This window comes from Gilliamella bombicola (genome assembly GCF_900094945.1).
Classification (GTDB): domain Bacteria; phylum Pseudomonadota; class Gammaproteobacteria; order Enterobacterales; family Orbaceae; genus Gilliamella; species Gilliamella bombicola.
This window is the reverse complement of the sequence record NZ_FMAQ01000003.1, coordinates 201,141-219,381: the sequence shown is the minus strand read 5'-3', so window position 1 is coordinate 219,381 and position 18,241 is coordinate 201,141. Positions and strand designations below refer to the sequence as shown.

General features: G+C 35.9%; 18 protein-coding genes and 1 riboswitch. Of the genes, 8 read left to right on the top strand and 10 right to left on the bottom strand.

Annotated features, from left to right (window positions below):
• Positions 1-4 precede the first annotated feature (4 nt).
• Both pheA and raiA read right to left on the bottom strand, forming a co-directional pair.
• Positions 5-1,156 carry a bifunctional chorismate mutase/prephenate dehydratase gene (gene pheA / locus GA0061081_RS04865; protein WP_091347619.1) on the bottom strand — a complete coding sequence of 384 codons (1,152 nt, stop codon included), beginning with the start codon at positions 1,154-1,156 and terminating at the stop codon, positions 5-7.
• A gap of 100 nt (positions 1,157-1,256) precedes the next feature.
• Entirely contained in the window at positions 1,257-1,589 is a 333-nt protein-coding gene (gene raiA / locus GA0061081_RS04860; protein WP_091347616.1) for a ribosome-associated translation inhibitor RaiA, read from the bottom strand.
• A gap of 237 nt (positions 1,590-1,826) precedes the next feature.
• Here raiA and trmJ point away from each other — a divergent pair, with 237 nt between their 5' ends.
• Complete coding sequence (gene trmJ, locus GA0061081_RS04855) at positions 1,827-2,588, top strand: tRNA (cytosine(32)/uridine(32)-2'-O)-methyltransferase TrmJ (protein ID WP_091347614.1); 762 nt, start codon at positions 1,827-1,829, stop codon at positions 2,586-2,588.
• A gap of 96 nt (positions 2,589-2,684) precedes the next feature.
• Here trmJ and cysS read toward each other — a convergent pair whose 3' ends face one another.
• The 5 genes from cysS to mog all read right to left on the bottom strand — a co-directional run bounded on the left by cysS (position 2,685) and on the right by mog (position 7,757).
• Positions 2,685-4,076, bottom strand: coding sequence for a cysteine--tRNA ligase (gene cysS, locus GA0061081_RS04850; protein ID WP_091347611.1), 1,392 nt, complete (start codon positions 4,074-4,076; stop codon positions 2,685-2,687).
• Between the two features lie 171 nt (positions 4,077-4,247).
• On the bottom strand, positions 4,248-4,493 hold the full coding sequence (locus GA0061081_RS04845) for a GlsB/YeaQ/YmgE family stress response membrane protein (RefSeq protein WP_091347608.1): 246 nt from the start codon (positions 4,491-4,493) through the stop codon (positions 4,248-4,250).
• 345 nt (positions 4,494-4,838) lie between these two features.
• Positions 4,839-6,203: a lysine-sensitive aspartokinase 3 gene (lysC, locus tag GA0061081_RS04840; protein WP_091347606.1), complete on the bottom strand. Its 1,365-nt coding sequence runs from the start codon at positions 6,201-6,203 to the stop codon at positions 4,839-4,841.
• A gap of 75 nt (positions 6,204-6,278) precedes the next feature.
• Positions 6,279-6,452, bottom strand: a riboswitch (Lysine riboswitch).
• Between the two features lie 107 nt (positions 6,453-6,559).
• Positions 6,560-7,018 (bottom strand): transcriptional regulator ArgR, encoded by a 459-nt coding sequence (argR, locus tag GA0061081_RS04835; protein WP_091347603.1) that lies wholly within the window; start codon positions 7,016-7,018, stop codon positions 6,560-6,562.
• A 160-nt stretch (positions 7,019-7,178) separates the two neighbouring features.
• Positions 7,179-7,757, bottom strand: a complete 579-nt coding sequence (gene mog / locus GA0061081_RS04830; RefSeq protein WP_091347601.1) for a molybdopterin adenylyltransferase — start codon at positions 7,755-7,757, stop codon at positions 7,179-7,181.
• Positions 7,758-7,979: 222 nt separating this feature from the next.
• Between mog and GA0061081_RS04825 the strand changes: the two genes are divergently transcribed.
• Together GA0061081_RS04825 and GA0061081_RS04820 are read left to right on the top strand one after the other, a co-directional pair.
• Positions 7,980-8,918, top strand: a complete 939-nt coding sequence (locus GA0061081_RS04825; protein ID WP_091347598.1) for an ABC transporter ATP-binding protein — start codon at positions 7,980-7,982, stop codon at positions 8,916-8,918.
• The gene (locus GA0061081_RS04820) at positions 8,918-9,688 is read left to right on the top strand and encodes an ABC transporter permease (RefSeq protein ID WP_091347596.1); all 771 of its coding nucleotides are present in this window, start codon (positions 8,918-8,920) and stop codon (positions 9,686-9,688) included. Before GA0061081_RS04825 ends, GA0061081_RS04820 begins: the two co-directional genes overlap by 1 nt.
• A gap of 57 nt (positions 9,689-9,745) precedes the next feature.
• Here the strand turns inward: GA0061081_RS04820 and GA0061081_RS04815 are convergent, their stop codons facing one another.
• The 3 genes from GA0061081_RS04815 to accB form a co-directional block, all read right to left on the bottom strand.
• Positions 9,746-10,384, bottom strand: coding sequence for a bifunctional 4-hydroxy-2-oxoglutarate aldolase/2-dehydro-3-deoxy-phosphogluconate aldolase (locus tag GA0061081_RS04815; RefSeq protein ID WP_091347593.1), 639 nt, complete (start codon positions 10,382-10,384; stop codon positions 9,746-9,748).
• Between the two features lie 68 nt (positions 10,385-10,452).
• Complete coding sequence (gene accC, locus GA0061081_RS04810; RefSeq protein ID WP_091347591.1) at positions 10,453-11,799, bottom strand: acetyl-CoA carboxylase biotin carboxylase subunit; 1,347 nt, start codon at positions 11,797-11,799, stop codon at positions 10,453-10,455.
• Positions 11,800-11,838: 39 nt separating this feature from the next.
• On the bottom strand, positions 11,839-12,294 hold the full coding sequence (accB, locus tag GA0061081_RS04805) for an acetyl-CoA carboxylase biotin carboxyl carrier protein (RefSeq protein ID WP_091347588.1): 456 nt from the start codon (positions 12,292-12,294) through the stop codon (positions 11,839-11,841).
• A 373-nt stretch (positions 12,295-12,667) separates the two neighbouring features.
• On the opposite strand from accB, the gene GA0061081_RS04800 reads away from it, so the two are divergent.
• The 5 genes from GA0061081_RS04800 to tldD all read left to right on the top strand — a co-directional run bounded on the left by GA0061081_RS04800 (position 12,668) and on the right by tldD (position 18,227).
• A complete protein-coding gene (locus tag GA0061081_RS04800; RefSeq protein WP_091347585.1) occupies positions 12,668-13,714 on the top strand; it encodes a rod shape-determining protein in 1,047 nt (348 codons plus the stop codon).
• 143 nt (positions 13,715-13,857) lie between these two features.
• The gene (mreC, locus tag GA0061081_RS04795) at positions 13,858-14,700 is read left to right on the top strand and encodes a rod shape-determining protein MreC (protein ID WP_091347584.1); all 843 of its coding nucleotides are present in this window, start codon (positions 13,858-13,860) and stop codon (positions 14,698-14,700) included.
• A complete protein-coding gene (gene mreD, locus GA0061081_RS04790) occupies positions 14,687-15,172 on the top strand; it encodes a rod shape-determining protein MreD (RefSeq protein ID WP_091347581.1) in 486 nt (161 codons plus the stop codon). The genes mreC and mreD overlap by 14 nt, the downstream gene beginning before the upstream one ends.
• Positions 15,173-15,183: 11 nt before the next feature.
• The gene (gene rng, locus GA0061081_RS04785; protein ID WP_091347579.1) at positions 15,184-16,659 is read left to right on the top strand and encodes a ribonuclease G; all 1,476 of its coding nucleotides are present in this window, start codon (positions 15,184-15,186) and stop codon (positions 16,657-16,659) included.
• A gap of 110 nt (positions 16,660-16,769) precedes the next feature.
• Entirely contained in the window at positions 16,770-18,227 is a 1,458-nt protein-coding gene (tldD, locus tag GA0061081_RS04780; RefSeq protein ID WP_091347577.1) for a metalloprotease TldD, read from the top strand.
• The last annotated feature ends 14 nt before the right edge of the window (positions 18,228-18,241 follow it).

The window sequence follows — 18,241 nt, the reverse complement described above, 5'->3', positions numbered from 1 at the left end:
TTATTTACATTACAGCAACAATGGAATCACTTGGATAGCATCCGAGCACCTTGGTATATAACGTCATTGATGCTAGTTCTTTGAGTGCTGTTTGCATTTCATAAGAATGAATATTGCCTTGCAAATCAATATAAAACATTTCTTCCCATGGTGTACCATGAATTGGACGCGACTCAAGTTTAGTCATGACGATATTATGATTACGTAATACTAATAGGGCATCAACTAAAGCACCTGCTTGTTGACCTGTCTTCATTAAAATTGTGGTTTTAGCTGGAATTTGATCTGAAACCTCAATAGGCTGACGAGCCAGCACAATAAAACGCGTAATGTTTTCTTTTTGATTAGCAAAGTTGTGTTCAAGGACTTGCAGTCCATATAATTCACCGCCATCTTTATTACCCATTGCTGCAACATTAGGTTGATTCAATTTTGCAACAGTTTCCATTGCTGACGATGTACTGTCGCAGTATACAATCTTCCAATGCGGATAGCTTTCTAAAAAGTTACTGCATTGTTGGAATGGTTGTGGATGGCTATAAATGGTATCAATTTGTTCAATTTTTGAATTTAGCCCGGCAAGAATACAATGATCAATAGGTAAAGAAAGCTCACCAATAATGTGTAAGTTGGTTTTTTGCAGTAAATCATAAACTTCATTAATTGAGCCCGAGCTAGAATTTTCTATTGGTAAAATTCCATAATCTACAGCACCATTTTCGACTTGTTCAAAAATGTCTTTAAAGGTTGAACAGCTGAATTCAATCATTTCATCTAAATGAGCGCTTGCATAATGGCGTGCTGCAGAATGAGAATAAGATCCTTTTGGTCCTAAAAAAGCAACTTTGGCAGTGACAATAGTGCCGTGATTAAGTTTTTCTTGTAAGATTTTTTGTTGTAATAGTACAGAATCTTCGATAATTAATTGATATAAGCGTTTAATGAAAAGATCATCAAGATGATATTTTTTGCCTTGATTGATTAAGGCTTTTATAAGTAAACGTTCACGCTCAATATCACGTACTGGAATGTTTACTTCAATTTTAGTATGAATTACTTGCGTTGAGAGTTTGCGACGTTCAGCAATAAGTTCTAACAACGTTTTATCTAGTTCATTAATCTTATCTCGTAAAGGTAATAAAGGGTTTGCGCTCATTTTCATTAGATATTAAAAAAAAGATAGTTTGTATTATAACAAGCAAAAAAATAAAGGCACCATTAAAGTGCCTTTTTATTAAATTGAAAAAATAAATTAATTAAATTTCTTCTTCTAATACTGCATCTTTTATGCTGTTAGCGGCACGGCGAGCTTCGCCTTTATGTTGCAACTTATTAAGTTGTTTTTCAAGTTTATCAATAAGATCATTAATTGCAGCATACATATCAATATGTTTGGCAGATGCAACTAATGGCGTTCCTTTAGTGGCAATTGTTGCATCAATAATAAATCCGTCAGGTTCTTTGGATAAAATAAAATGAGGATTGATTAGATGTGCTCTCCATTTATCTAACTTCGAAAACTTATCTTGTAGATAACTACGAATTGCAGGGGTAATCTCCATTTGTTTACTGGTAATACTTAACGCCATAGTTGACCTCCGCTTTTTTTATCAATAACTCTAACCTTTTTAAAGGTTGCTATCACTACATTGGCAAATTATTTTATTCTCGTCAATAAGATATTCGTTATTAATTACATTTTTGTGAATTTAATTTAAAAATAGATTCTATTAATTAGCTATTGCATAACAGTGGGGCTGAAACTGATTTTACTATATACTGTGTCAATGAGTATTTAGTTTATTCTGCGTTATAAGATATTTTCAATGAATGAGGATAATGTGAGTTATTTAGATAATGTAAAGATTGTTTTGGTTGAAACATCTCATACAGGTAATATGGGATCTGCTGCAAGAGCAATGAAAACCATGGGATTAACGAATCTTTGTTTAGTTAATCCAGTCATCAAGCCTGATTCTCAATCGATTTCGTTAGCGGCAGGTGCGAGTGATATTATTAAAAATGCACAAATTTTTTCGTCGCTTGAACAAGCCATTGCCGATTGTACTTTAGTGATTGGCACTAGTGCCCGCTCCCGTAGTTTGCAATGGCCACACTTAACTCCAAAAACATGTGGAGATAAGATTATTCAAGAAGCAACTAAGAGCTATGCCCAAGTCGCTTTGGTGTTTGGGCGTGAACGTGTCGGTTTAACGAATGAAGAATTGCAAAAGTGCCATTATCATGTTGGCATTCCTGCTAATCCTGATTATAGTTCTTTAAATCTTGCCATGTCGGTGCAAGTTTTGTGTTATGAAATTCGTATGTCAATGTTAAACCTTGAAAATAACATATCAGAGCTAAAAAATGGGAATATGTCAGAAACTGTATTTCCTATTGATGCCGATATAGAGCGTTTTTACCAGCATTTAGAACAGACTTTATTACACACAGGCTTTATTAAGGCCAACCATCCAGGGCAAATTATGGGGCGTTTACGTCGATTATTTACACGTGCACGTATTGAACAACAGGAGCTGAATATTTTGCGAGGTATTTTAACTTCGATTGATAAAACGTTACGATAATCACAAATAATAACACCCACGGGGTTGTGGGTGTTATTTTTCAATCGACAATGTTTAATGCGCTATTTATTCATCAAACTTTTTATTTTGATAATATTAACTTTTTTTCCGCCATGTTGTACCATTTGCGCCATCTTCAAGCACAATATTCATTGCATTTAATTTGTCGCGAGCTTCGTCGGCCAGTGCCCAATTTTTGCTTACTCTTGCTTCGTTTCGTTGTTTAATTAATGCCTCAACTAATGCAATGTCAACATCATCTTGCTTATCGCCTTGTAAAAATTTTACAGGATCTTGCTCTAATAGTCCAAGTACTGCCGATAAATAGCGTAATTCAGCAGCTAATTCATTAGCAAGTGACATATTATTGTCTGCTTTGGCTTTATTTATTTCACGAGCCAAATCAAAAAGAGTTGAATAAGCTTCCGGTGTATTAAAGTCATCATCCATTGCATCACAAAATTGGCGATAATAATCGCTGTCAGGTGTCATGTGTGGATGAGCGGGATCAGTGTCTCGTAGTGCTGTATAGAGTCTTTCTAGTGCCATTCTAGCTTGCTTTAAATTTTCTTCACTATAATTGAGTTGGCTCCGATAATGACCTGATAGTAAAAAGTAACGCACTGTTTCGGCATCATAATGTTTTAATACATCGCGAATTGTGAAAAAATTATTGAGTGATTTTGACATTTTTTCTTGGTCTATCATAACCATGCCGGAATGCATCCAATAATTGACGTATTGACCATCATGCGCACAGGTTGATTGGGCAATTTCGTTTTCATGATGTGGGAACATTAAATCTGAGCCACCACCGTGAATATCAAAGTGATTACCTAACTGATAACTATTCATCGCCGAACATTCAATGTGCCAACCTGGGCGACCTTTACCCCATGGCGAATCCCAACTTGGTTCATTCGGTTTTGACATTTTCCATAACACAAAATCCATTGGATTACGTTTAACATCAACCACATCAACACGAGCGCCAGCTTGCAGCTGTTCTAAATTTTGTCGCGATAAAATACCATAATTAGGATCACTGTCTACTGAAAACATCACATCGCCGTTATCGGCAATATAAGCATGATTTTTAGCGATTAATTTTTCAACTAATTGGATGATTTGTGGCATATGATGAGTAGCACGTGGCTCTATATCAGGACGTTTTATATTCAGAGCATCAAAATCTGCATACATTTCTTGTAGCATTCTATCGGTAAGTTGATCGCAACTTTCGCCGTTTTCGAGTGCACGTTTGATGATTTTGTCATCCACATCAGTAATGTTACGCACATAAGTTAAATCATAACCTAAAAAACGTAAATAACGTGTAACAACATCGAATGCAACAAAAGTACGCCCGTGACCAATATGGCAAAGATCGTAAATTGTCACACCACAAACATATAGTCCAACTTTATTTGGGATAATAGATTGAAAGATTTCCTTTTCTCTGGTTAATGTGTTGAATATTTTTAACATTATAATCTACAAGTTGAAATTGATGGGTTTAAGCAAATAATATAACAAAATTCTGGATATGACGAAATTACTTATTACGAAATTTGAACTAAAAGGATGCTATATCTAAACATATAAAACTTAAGAGTTAGGTAAATTGGCGGGAAAACCGCCAATTTACCAGAAAATAAATTATTTTTTTATGAGGCGATAGATATAAATGAGTATAATCGAACCAAGTACTGAAATTAACAAACTAGGGAAATTAAAGCCTGTCACACTGCCCCAACCGAAGAAGGTGCTAATATAGCCACCAACTAAGGCCCCTGCAATGCCTAATAAAATAGTTTTAATTACACCTACACTTCCTAGTGGCATAAAAAACTTAGCAATCCAACCGGCAATTAAACCAAGAATTATCCAACTTAGAATACCCATAGTAATTTCCTCTTATTATTGAAATTAGTTTTAGTTTACTTCAATTAATTAAAAAATCTAACAGAAGTTAATGTTTAATGTAATAGTTTTAATCGATTAATTAAGAGTAATAAATGATATTCAAAATATATTAATAACTAATGTTGCTAAAGAAAATAGAGATGTAATCTAAAAACTCACCATATGAACAAAATATTTTTAATTTATTGATTTTATTAAATTTTATTCTTCATAATGAAATTTAATAATGTTTTGCTATGTTTTCGTGCTTTTAACATATATTAGAGTAAAGATAAGTTAATTATTAGAATTAAGTATAAGGGAGATTAAATCTCCCCTGTAAAATTATTGTTCAAAAATCGCGTTATGTAGAATTTTAATAATTGATTCTGCGTCATTGCTTTTTGCTAATAGGCAAAGATTGTGAGTACTTGCCCCATAACAGCAAAGTCTAATAATAAAATCATCTAATACACCAAACACCTCTTTCGCTATACCTTGTGTTGAAGTTAGGTTATTTCCAATAATAGCAATTAGTGCTAAATCTTCTTCAACTGTGACATGACACACTGTTGATAGCTCATCAAATAAGGCTTTCGTTAATAAACTGTTACCGTTGGTGTTAGTGCCTGTGGTATCGATAGTTAATGCGATACTTACTTCTGATGTTGTGACTAAATCAACCGAAATATTATGTTTGGCTAATATCGTAAACACATTAGCTAGAAAACCTTGTGCATGTAGCATATTTAAACTTGTAAGTGTTAATAATGTTTGCTTGCGACGTAATGCTAATGCTCTAAATACTGGTAATTTAGATGTAATGCTATTAGTGTTGTAAACAATAGTTCCTCCTTTCTGTGGTGCCTTACTGGAACCAACAAAAACAGGGATATTGCTACGTACTGCTGGTACAAGTGTAGCTGGGTGCAGTACTTTCGCTCCAAACGTAGCCATTTCGGTTGCTTCAGCAAAAGATATTTCATCAATGCGTTTAGCCTCTGGCGTAATACGAGGATCGTTAGTATAAATTCCTGCAACATCAGTCCAAATATCAATTTGAGTTGCATTCAATGCTTCACCTAATAAAGCTGCTGTATAATCGCTTCCTCCACGGCCTAATGTAGTAGTTTTTCCAGAACTTTCACTACCGATAAATCCTTGTGTTACAACGATGCTATGACTGTTTAGTGATTTTAAATGTGCACAGCAAAGCTGTTTAATATCTTCAATTTTAGGAGTGGCTTTACCAAATTTATCATCGGTGCGCATAACTTTACGGACGTCAAACCATATGGCATTTTTTTGTTTTTCTTTCAATATTTCGACAAACAGTTTTGAAGACATAATTTCACCGTGACTAACGAGCTCGTCTGTTAATGCTGGTGATGTAGCTAAACTTGCGGCTTCAGACAAAGAGGCTATATTAGCAATGATTTTGTCAATTTCAGTTCGTAGTTCGGGATTTTCAGGTAATTGTTCTAAGATGTTGTATTGGATCGATTGAATTTTGGCAATATGTTGAGATCGAACTTCGGCATCACGACCTTCTGCTAAGGCGACTAATAAATTTGTCACGCCAGCAGAGGCCGATAGTACCACAACTTTTACGTTAGGGTTAGTTATTACAATATTGGCACTGTTTACCATTGAAGAGTAATCGGCGACACTAGTACCACCAAATTTAGCAATTACGAATGATGTTTCCATGGATTCCTCATATTAAAAATTTTTATTTTTAACAGAGTTAGAGCGGGTGTGTTCTATTTACAATTAAAAAAGTACAAACCATGAAGTGCTCCACCTGTTAAGGTGACAACCCAAGGGATTCAGCCCTTGCAGTCGATTTGATTGCTTCTGGATAGGCAATCAAACCTCGGCATTACATCCCCTCAATCATTTATTAATGGTTCCAGTCCCTAAAATGATTTACCTGAGTAATGCGCCTCTTCGTTTTGCAACTTCTGTAACGAAGTCAGCGTTATATAAGATTAACGATTTTATTAATTGTGTCAATAGGTTAAATGTCAAAAATTATTAGCTATAATGCGGAGAAATTGCAACCACTATAATTCTCGTTCAAACAATTCGATAATGGTTTGATATAATTTTTTTACTGTACACTCTTTAGTTGGTGTACTAAAAATTGTGTCGTCACCCGCAATGGAACCTAAAATACCTTCTGATTTACCAATTGAGTCGAGTAACCGAGCAATGAGTTGGGCTGCACCTGGGCTGGTGCGTATCACCACCATTGAACTATTGAAATCAATATCAATCACTAAATTTTTCAATGGGCTACTTGTAGTTGGTACGCTGATTTCAGCAGGTAAACAATAGACCATTTCGGATTTTGCATTGCGAGTTCTCACTGCGCCAAATTTGGTTAGCATGCGCGAAACTTTTGATTGATTGATATTATCAAAACCTTGTTCTTGTAGCGCTTGTACGATTTCTACTTGCGAACTAAACTTCTCTTGAAGAAGCATCTCTTTAAATGTTTTAGTGAGATTAGCTTGTTTCATAATGTTCCTTGACTTTTGCTTTGTTACTGTTTTTTCTAATACATGAAGTTACAACACGTATAATAAAGTTTTCTTGTTATTTAAACAAAAATAACTTCAATTATTTTAAATGCATCAGTAGCAATTATTGTATATAATTATGCATTAAATTTGCATAAAACTAAAGTTTTGATTTAATTGCATCTTTAGGGCGAAAAGACTTTATGACTTGTTCATGGGTTTCAATGTAAGGACCTTCTAATAGTTGTATACAATAGGGGATACTAGCAAAAATGCCACTAACAATGGCATTACCTTGGTTATCTTTAACTCCCTCAAGGGTTTCTTTTATTGATTTTGGTCGGCCAGGTAGGTTTATGATTAAACACTTTTTGCGAATAACAGCAACTTGCCTTGATAAAATTGCGGTTGGTACAAAATGCAAACTGATTTGACGCATCTGTTCTCCATATCCCGGCATCACCCGATCGGAGATCGCAACTGTTGCATCAGGTGTTACGTCTCTAATTGCAGGACCAGTGCCTCCGGTGGTTAAAATTAAGTGGCAATGTAGATTATCAACTAACTCACATAATGTTTGTTCAATGACAGCTTGCTCATCAGGAATAATACGATTTTCGGTTATAAAAGGCGTTTTCAATGCGGTTTGTAACCATGAAACTAATGATGGAATGCCTTCATCTTGGTAAACGCCACTTGAAGCTCTATCTGATACTGAAACTAACCCAATCTTAAACATGCTACTTATTCCTTCAACGATAAAGGCACACAGCTCGAAAATTAAAACTACACTGTTTGTGCCTAACCAATAATAATATGCGCTATGATCTTACAATGATAATTTATTCGCATTGATATAAATAAAACTAAAAAGACCTGTACATTGATTGATTTTATTGTCAATTGATTTAACATGATATCATATTATTTAAATAGCAATTGATTCACTTAGGATATATTTATGCCATCAATTCCTGCACTTGAGCTAATATCACTCAAAAAAATTTATAAAAATGGTATAGAAGCATTAAAAGGTATCGATTTAACTGTACAAGCTGGTGATTTTTATGCCTTGTTGGGACCTAATGGTGCAGGGAAGTCAACAACCATAGGCATTATTAGCTCATTAGTCACCAAAACAGCGGGACAAGTTAAAATTTTTGGTTATGATTTAGATACAGATGTTGTCAATGCTAAAAGACAATTAGGGCTTGTCCCGCAAGAATTTAATTTTAATCAATTTGAAGAAGTGCTACAAATAGTTACTAATCAAGGTGGTTATTATGGATTGCCCCGAAAACTTGCATTAGAGCGTGCTGAAAAGTATTTGCGAATTTTAGATTTATGGGACAAACGCCACAGTCGAGCTAGCATGTTGTCCGGTGGCATGAAAAGGCGATTAATGATAGCCAGAGCGCTTGTGCATGAGCCTAAATTATTGATTCTTGATGAACCAACCGCAGGTGTTGATATTGAATTACGCCGTTCTATGTGGGATTTTTTACGTGAAATCAATCGGCAAGGTATCACAATTATTCTAACCACCCATTATTTAGAAGAAGCGGAAATGCTATGTCGAAATATCGGTATTATTCAGAGAGGTCAATTGATTGCGAACTCCTCAATGCGTGATCTATTGGCGAAAAGCCAATCTGAAACAATTGTTATTGATTATGTCCCCTTATCTGAGCCAATTAAATTACAAGGCTACAATTATTCTGATGTGGAGCCCGGCGTGTTAGAAGTGCAAGTAGATAAGCAACATGGATTAAACCAATTATTTGAGCAATTAAATAAACAAAATATTAAAGTGATCAGCGTACGAAATAAAGCAAATCGGTTAGAAGAGTTATTTGTTGATCTATTGCACAATGATACCCAACAAAAAGGTGATATTTGATGAATAATTTATATTGGATTGCCTTAAAAAGTATTTGGCGTAAAGAAGTGACAAGATTTTTAAGAATTTGGGTTCAAACGTTAATTCCGCCCGTTATTACCATGTCTCTTTATTTTATTATCTTTGGTAATTTAATTGGCTCTCGTGTTGGTGAAATGGGTGGATTTAGCTATATGGCATTTATTGTGCCGGGATTAATTATGATGTCAGTTATTACCAATTCTTATACCAATGTTTGTTCGTCCTTTTTTAGCGCTAAATTTCAACGTAACATTGAAGAGTTATTGGTCGCACCTGTACCAACGCATATTCTTATTTTGGGATATGTTGGTGGTGGCGTGATGCGTGGTATTTTAACTGGTATTTTAGTGACTATTGTGTCACTATTTTTTGTTCGTTATGAAGTTCATTCTTGGTTATTTGTTGTTTGTACATTGCTATTTACTTCAATTCTGTTTTCATTAGCTGGCTTATTAAATGCGGTATTTGCCAAGTCATTTGATGATATAAGCATTATTCCAACATTTGTATTAACACCATTAACTTATCTTGGTGGTGTTTTTTATTCCATTACTATGCTGCCAGACTTTTGGCAGTGGATTTCAAAAATTAATCCAATCGTTTATATGATTAACGGTTTTCGTTATGGATTTTTGGGTGTGACAGACGTGCCGTTATGGATCACATTTTCAATGCTGATTTTGTTTGTTACCGGACTATATGTAGTTGCATGGCGACTTATTGAAAGTGGACGAGGATTGAGAAGTTAATAAGGATAGACGACTAGTAGTTTTACCGCCGATATTATATCGGCGGAATAATAATAGTTATTGAGCACCAGCAACGGCTTCTTTTGCCATTTCCGTAATTTTAGCAAAATCCCCTTTTGCAATTGCATCGGTTGGAATAAACCAAGTACCACCGACGCAAAGTACATTATCCAGTGCAAGGTAATCGCGATAGTTTTTAGGGTTTACTCCCCCAGTTGGACAGAACTTCATATATCCACAAGGGCCAGCAAAAGCTTTTAATGCTGCAACGCCACCATTGATTTCAGCGGGGAAGAATTTTAGTGCCGTTAGACCATATTCTTGTGCTGTTAATAGTTCAGAAATAGTTGCAATACCCGGGATAACAGGAATAGGACCATCAACTGCAGCTTTTAAAATAGCGTCAGTAATACCAGGAGTGATGACAAATTCAACGCCAGCTTCAGTGACTTGTTTTAATTGTTCAACAGTTGTCACTGTTCCTGCACCAACCACAGCTTCAGGAACTTCTTTGATGATTTTCTTTATAGCATCAATTGCGCAAGCTGTTCGTAACGTCACTTCCAGTACTTTTACTCCACCAGCAATGAGCGCTTTGGCTAGCGGTACAGCATCTTCAATACGTTCAATTACAATAACGGGAACAACAGGTCCCATGGTTAAAATCTCTTCAGCGCTTTTTTGCCAATTTTTCATTTATATCTACCCATACCTTATTGATACTTAAATATAGCAATAATCCCTAATAGATAGGGATTATTTTGTTACTCATAAATGCCTAATTTCTTTTCTAAATAATGAATGTTGGTACCACCTTTTTGGAAGCCTTCATCATTCATGATTTCAATATGAAGATCAATGTTAGTTTTTATTCCATCAATTACTAGTTCTGCTAAGGCATTTTTCATCCGTGCAATGGCAACTTCGCGTGTTTCACCATAAGCAATTAATTTTCCAATCATTGAGTCATAGTAAGGCGGGACAGTATAACCTGCATAAATATGTGACTCCCAACGAATACCAAAGCCACCTGGCGCATGAAAACGGGTAATTTTTCCTGGTGATGGCATAAAGGTCTTGGGATCTTCAGCATTAATTCGGCATTCAATCGCGTGGCCTTTGATTTCAATATCGCTTTGTTTAATTGAAAGTGGTTTGCCAGCGGCGATCAAAATTTGTTCTCTTATTAAATCAACACCGGTTATCATTTCGGTAACCGGATGCTCTACTTGAATACGGGTGTTCATTTCAATAAAATAAAACTCACCATTTTCAAATAAGAATTCAAATGTACCTGCACCACGATAGCCAATCTCAATACATGCATTAACACAACGCTCACCAATAAATTTACGCATTTTAGGTGTGATGCCAAGTGCTGGTGCTTCTTCTACAACTTTTTGATGGCGTCTTTGCATTGAGCAATCTCGTTCACCTAAATAAACAGCATGTCCCTGACCATCAGAAAGCACTTGAATTTCGATATGACGTGGATTTTCTAGAAATTTTTCCATGTAAACCATATCATTATTGAAAGCAGTTTTGGCTTCTAATTTGGTCATTTTGATGGATTGTTCAAGATCCTTTTCTTCCCGAACAATACGCATACCGCGACCACCTCCGCCACCAGAAGCTTTAATAATTACAGGATAGCCAATTTGTTTAGCAATTTGTTTATTAGTTTCAATATCACTACCAAGTGGCCCATCTGAACCCGGTACACAAGGCACACCAGCTTTTTTCATGGCATGAATTGCTGATACTTTATCACCCATTAGACGAATAGTGTCAGGTTTTGGACCAATAAAAATAAAGCCTGAACGCTCAACTTGTTCAGCAAAATCTGCATTTTCAGATAAGAATCCATATCCCGGGTGAATAGCAGCAGCACCAGTTACTTCAGCAGCTGAAATTAATGCAGGTACATTAAGGTAACTTTTTGCTGAAGCTGCTGAGCCAATACAAACAGTTTCATCTGCTAGCAATACATGTTTTAAATCTTTATCTGCCGTAGAATGAACTGCAACAGTTTTAATCCCAAGTTCTTTACATGCTCGTAATATACGTAGAGCTATTTCTCCACGATTCGCAATAAGAATTTTATCAAGCATATTCTATCTCTTAATCGTATAGTCAATAATAAATTCAGGTTATTCAATAATGAATAGAGGCTGATCAAATTCAACTGGTTGACCATTTTCAACCAAGATAGCTTTTATTGTACCAGCCTTTTCTGACTCAATTTGGTTCATCATTTTCATCGCTTCAACGATGCAAAGTACATCACCAACATTTACGGTTTGACCAACTTCAACAAAAGCTTTTGATTCTGGGCTTGGTGTGCGATAAAAAGTTCCAACCATTGGAGATTTTATTGTTGCACCATCATTTGCAACAGTATCTGTTACAACTTCTGTTTGAACTGTTGGAGCCACAACGACAGGTGCCGGTTGAGGAATTTGAATGTTTTGTACTGGCGCGGAATAGTTTGTAGTAGGAACTGAGCGACTAATTCTAACTGATTCTTCGCCTTCAGAAATTTCAAGTTCAGAAATACCTGACTCTTCAACTAATTCAATTAATTTTTTAATTTTGCGTATATCCATGAATTACACCGTGTTTATTTGATATAAGTAACAATGATTTTAATGCATCCTTATCATCGACAAAAGCTATCTTGTAGTTGATAATAAGGTAGTAACTCAATATTTACGCGGAAGAATACACTGTAAAACAGAATTTGTCATTATATATCTCCTTTACAAACACTTGTTATACTATTTTCTAGGTATTATTTTATAATTGCGATACAATAGTAAGCGTAAATTACTATTGGGGTTGGCTATGGTTTAAAAGGGGTAAATAATATTTTATTTAGCTTAACTACTAAAGTTAAAATATATATTTTTTGATTCCATGGTTTGTTTTTAAAAACTAAAATATACTTAAGCAAGATTAATTCTAGGAAGAGTTTTTATTATGTTCAAAAAAGTTCGTGGCTTGTTTTCAAATGATTTATCGATCGATTTAGGTACAGCAAACACACTTATTTATGTAAAAGGACAAGGTATTGTATTAAACGAACCTTCAGTTGTAGCGATTCGTCAAGATCATCGCACAGGCACACCGAAAAGTGTTGCTGCTGTCGGACATGCTGCGAAACTGATGTTAGGGAGAACGCCAGGTAATATTGCAGCTATTAGACCAATGAAGGATGGTGTTATTGCCGACTTTTCTGTCACAGAAAAGATGTTACAGTATTTTATTCGTCAAGTTCATAGTCATAGCTTTTTAAGGCCAAGCCCGCGTGTACTTGTTTGTGTTCCTGTCGGTGCTACACAAGTTGAACGCCGTGCTATTCGTGAATCAGCATTAGGAGCAGGTGCTCGTGAAGTATATTTAATTGAAGAGCCAATGGCCGCTGCTATAGGTGCTGATTTACCTGTCTCTGCACCAACAGGCTCAATGGTTGTTGATATAGGTGGTGGAACTACGGAAGTGGCTGTTATTTCATTAAATGGTGTTGTTTATTCTGCATCTGCCCGTATTGGTGGTGACCGATTTGATGAAGCGATTATTAACTATGTTCGTCGTAATTATGGCGCATTAATTGGTGAAGCAACAGCCGAAAAAATTAAACATTTTATTGGTAGTGCGTATCCTGGTGATGAAGTTCTTGAAATCGAAGTTCGTGGACGCAACCTTGCTGAAGGTGTGCCTCGTAGTTTTACTCTAAATTCTAATGAAATTTTAGAAGCGCTACAAGAACCTTTAAGTGGTATAGTCAGTGCAGTTAAAGTTGCGTTAGAGCAATGTCCTCCAGAACTTGCTTCTGATATTTCAGAGCACGGTATGGTTTTAACTGGCGGTGGAGCTTTATTACGTAATATTGATAAATTATTATCGGCTGAAACTGGTATTCATGTTGTAGTAGCTGAAGATCCATTAACATGTGTTGCACGAGGCGGTGGAAAAGCGTTAGATATGGTTGACATGCATGGTGGCGATCTATTTAGTGAAGAGTAATTGCTATCTTAATCGTTGCTGAATTTCATGTTAATGAAACGATTAGTAAGTAAACATCTCATATTTTTATCCGCCGACATTGTCGGCGGAGTCGTATCTTAAAATAATTAGATCTTGAGCATAAAACAGGTAAGTACTGGACAATGAAATTACTCTTTTCTAAACGTTCTCCCCTCAGTGTACAATTATTTACTTTTTTAGCATTAGCTTTGGTACTAATTGTATTAGATGTCAATTATCGCCCATTTAAAGAAATTCGCTATTATTTAGATACTATCATTTCGCCTCTTTATCATGTGTCGAATGCTCCAAAGTCATCATTTGATTCTCTTTACGAGATGGCAAAAACACGAGAAATCTTGATCAGTGAAAAAGAAAAATTGCATGCAGAATTGTTGCAACAAAAAAATGATTTATTGTTGCTTGAACATTTAAAACATGAAAATACAAGGCTTCGTGAATTACTTGGTTCTCCATTAAGACCTGATGAGCATAAAATGGCTGCACAAGTATTACTTGCAGATACAGATCCTTATGTTTATCAATTTGTTATAAATAAAGGTAAACAAGATGGTGTTTATGTAGGCCAGCCAGTAGTTGATGAAAAAGGAATAGTCGGACAAATTTATGAAACTGCTCAATCAACTAGTCGCGCTATTTTAGTATGTGATTATCAGCATGCAATACCAGTACAAGTACTAAGAAACGATATTGGTATGATTGCTGTGGGTAACGGATGTAGTAATGATTTAACATTAGAATTTTTGCCTAATAATGTTGATATAAAAGTAGGGGATGTTTTAGTCACTTCAGGACTTGATGGTCGTTTCCCAGAAGGTTATCCGGTAGCAATAGTAAGTTCAGTAAAGCTTGATATTACTGATTCAACTCCAATTATCTCGGCTACACCAACAGCAGATTTAAAACGCTTACGCTATTTATTGTTATTATGGGGAAATCAAGGGGTAAAACATGAGGGGTCGTAATCGAATATTGATTATTTGGATAACGCTATTAATTGGCTTATGTTTGCAAATTATTCCATGGTCACCGTCATATAGCATGTTTAAACCGCATCTGCTGATTCTTATTTTTGCTTATTGGTTAATTGCTCTTCCTCACCGAATTGGAATTGGTACTGCTTTTATATTTGGAGTTGTAATAGATCTGTGTTCCGGTTCAATCTTGGGGATACATGCTTTTATTTATTCATGTATTGCTTATTTACTTGTTTTTAAATTCCAATTGATACGTAATTTAGCTTTATGGCAACAGTCGTTTATTATTTTTGGCATTTCGGTGTGCTACAATTTACTCGTGTTTTTATTTCAAGTTAGTATTTATCATACTATAACAATATCGCCATTGATTTTACTATCAAGCTGTATTGATGGCTTATTATGGGTTGTTATCTATCTATTTTTGCGGTTAATAAGACGAAGCTTTGCCATCAATTAAAAGGGAATTTTATGTCTGTTGAATTATTAATGAATGTAACGCCATCTGAAACGAGAGTTGCTTATATTGAAGATGGCGTATTACAAGAAATCCATGTTGATCGTGAATCTAGAAGAGGTATTGTTGGAAATATCTACAAAGGCAAAGTGATCCGTATTTTACCTGGTATGCAGGCTGCCTTTGTAGACATTGGGCTTGAGAAAGCGGCTTTTCTGCATGCATCAGACATTATGCCTCATACTGAGTGTGTATCTGATACTGAACAAGAACAATTTCAAGTAAAAGATATCTCTGAACTTGTTCGTCAAGGACAGGACTTAATGGTGCAAGTGGTGAAAGATCCACTCGGAACCAAAGGAGCTAGACTGACAACCGACATTACTTTGCCATCGCGTTATTTAGTATTAATGCCTGGACCAAATTCTGCACATGTGGCAACTTCGCAACGCATAGAAAGTGAACAAGAACGGGAAAGATTAAAAAATATTGTTCAGCAATATGTGACAGACGAAGGCGGTTTTATTGTTAGAACGGCAGCCGAAGGTGCGAACGCTCATGAGTTAGAGCAAGATGCCAATTTTTTAAAACGACTTTGGACTAAAATTCAACAGCGTATGGCTCGTCCGGTAAGTAAAAATCTAGTGTATGGTGAATTGGCATTGTCACAGCGTGTATTACGTGATTTTGTGGGCGATCCAATTGAACGAATTTTGGTAGACTCAAAATTAACTTATGATTTATTGGTTGAGTTTACGCAAGAATTTATGCCCGAAGTGACGAGTAAATTATCACATTATCGGGGTAATATTCCGATATTCGATCTTTATGATACCGAAAACGAGATTCAAAGAGCATTAGATCGTAAAGTCAAATTGAAATCTGGCGGATATTTGATTATTGATCAAACCGAAGCTATGACAACAATTGATATTAACACTGGTGCATTTGTTGGTCATCGTAATTTAGAGGAAACTATTTTTAATACCAATATTGAGGCCACAATAGCAATTGCTCGACAATTGCGATTGCGTAATTTGGGCGGCATTATTATTATTGATTTTATTGATATGCAAGAGGATTTGCATCGTGAGCGAGTATTACAATCGCTCCAAGATTTTTTATCTAAAGATAGAGCTAGAACTACCGTTAATCTATTTTCTACCTTAGGCTTAGTAGAAATGACACGCAAACGAACACGCGAAAGTATCGGGCATATTTTGTGCGAGGAATGTCCCGCATGTAAAGGCCGTGGTATGGTCAAATCAGTAGAAACAGTTTGCAACGAAATTTTACGCGAAATAGTTCGTGTTTATAAAGCACACCACTCAGAGTATTTTTTGGTTTATGCATCGGCTTCTGTGGCTAATGCTCTAACTAATGATGAGTCTCACGCTTTAGCTGAAGTCGAGGTGTTTGTGGGTAAGCGTGTTGAAGTAAAGATTGAACCACTTTATATTCAAGAACAATACGATGTGGTATTAATGTAATAATTACATGTTTGATTATAAAATATTGAAAGCAAAAAAAATATTATGATCAAATATTTATAAATGATCATCAAAAAAACTTGTATCCACAATTAAAATTTAAGGAATTTATGACACTAACTCAAGTGAGTGAACGATTGCTCAATCCAAATAATCTAAGCCAACAAGATCTTTTGTATTTACTTGATATGCTAAGTTCAAGGCAAATTGATTTTGGTGATTTGTATTTTTTATCTGGCTATTATGAAAGCTGGTTAATTGAAGACGGCATTATAAAAAATGCTTCATTCCATCGAGATCAAGGTGTTGGAGTTAGAGCTATTGTTGGTGAAAAAACGGGATTTGCTTATACTGATCAGCTTTCATTAGCTCGTTTAGAACAAAGTGTATTAGCGGCAAGTTCAATCACTACACTACAAACATCCATCGCGGTGACTCCATTTAGAACTACTCAAACAGTGTCAATATATCCATCAATCAATCCGATTAATTCGTTTTCTCAAGAGCAAAAAATTTCGCTATTGCAACATGTTGATCAATTAGCTCGCTCAATTGATCCTAGAGTTATTGAAGTATCTGCTAGTTTAACTGGAAGTTATGAAGATATTTTAATCGCGGCAACAGACGGTACATTATGTGCCGATATTCGCCCTTTAGTTCGTTTATCTGTTTCTGTCTTAGTTGAAAAAGAAGGCAAGCGTGAACGTGGCAGTAGTGGCGGTGGTGGGAGATTTGGGTATGAATATTTCCTGACAATCAATCCTAAAACATCAGACAGTTATGCTGATAGTTACACGCGAGAAGCCGTACGCCAAGCGCTTGTGTCCCTTTCAGCAAAAGCCGCACCTGCTGGAACGATGCCTGTTATTTTAGGTGCTGGTTGGCCTGGTGTATTGTTACATGAAGCTGTAGGGCATGGATTAGAAGGTGATTTTAACCGTAAAAATAGTTCAGTTTTTTCCAAAAAAATTGGTGAAAAGGTTACCTCAGAATTTTGTACCATTGTCGATGATGGTACCATCGAAAATCGCCGAGGATCACTCTCTATAGATGACGAAGGTACACCAAGCCAAAAGACAGTCCTTATAGAAAATGGTATCCTAAAAGGATATATGTTTGATAAACTCAACGCAAAATTGATGAATACGCATTCAACGGGCAATGGGCGTCGTGAAGGGTATGCTTGCCTACCTATGCCAAGAATGACAAACACCTATATGCTGGCGGGAAATTCTTCCTTTGACGATATCATTAGTAGCGTTGATTATGGGCTTTATGCACCTAATTTTGCTGGTGGGCAAGTTGATATCACTTCCGGTAAGTTTGTTTTTTCAGCCTCAGAGGCTTATTTGATTGAAAAGGGTAAAATAACAACGCCGGTAAAAGGTGCAACACTAATTGGTTCAGGTATTGAAACCATGCAACAAGTATCTATGGTGGGCAATGATCTAGAACTAGATTCAGGTGTTGGCGTTTGCGGTAAAGCAGGTCAAAGTGTTCCTGTTGGCGTTGGGCAACCTACTTTGAAAGTGAATAATTTGACCGTTGGCGGTACTATTAACCACTAATAACGATACATCAA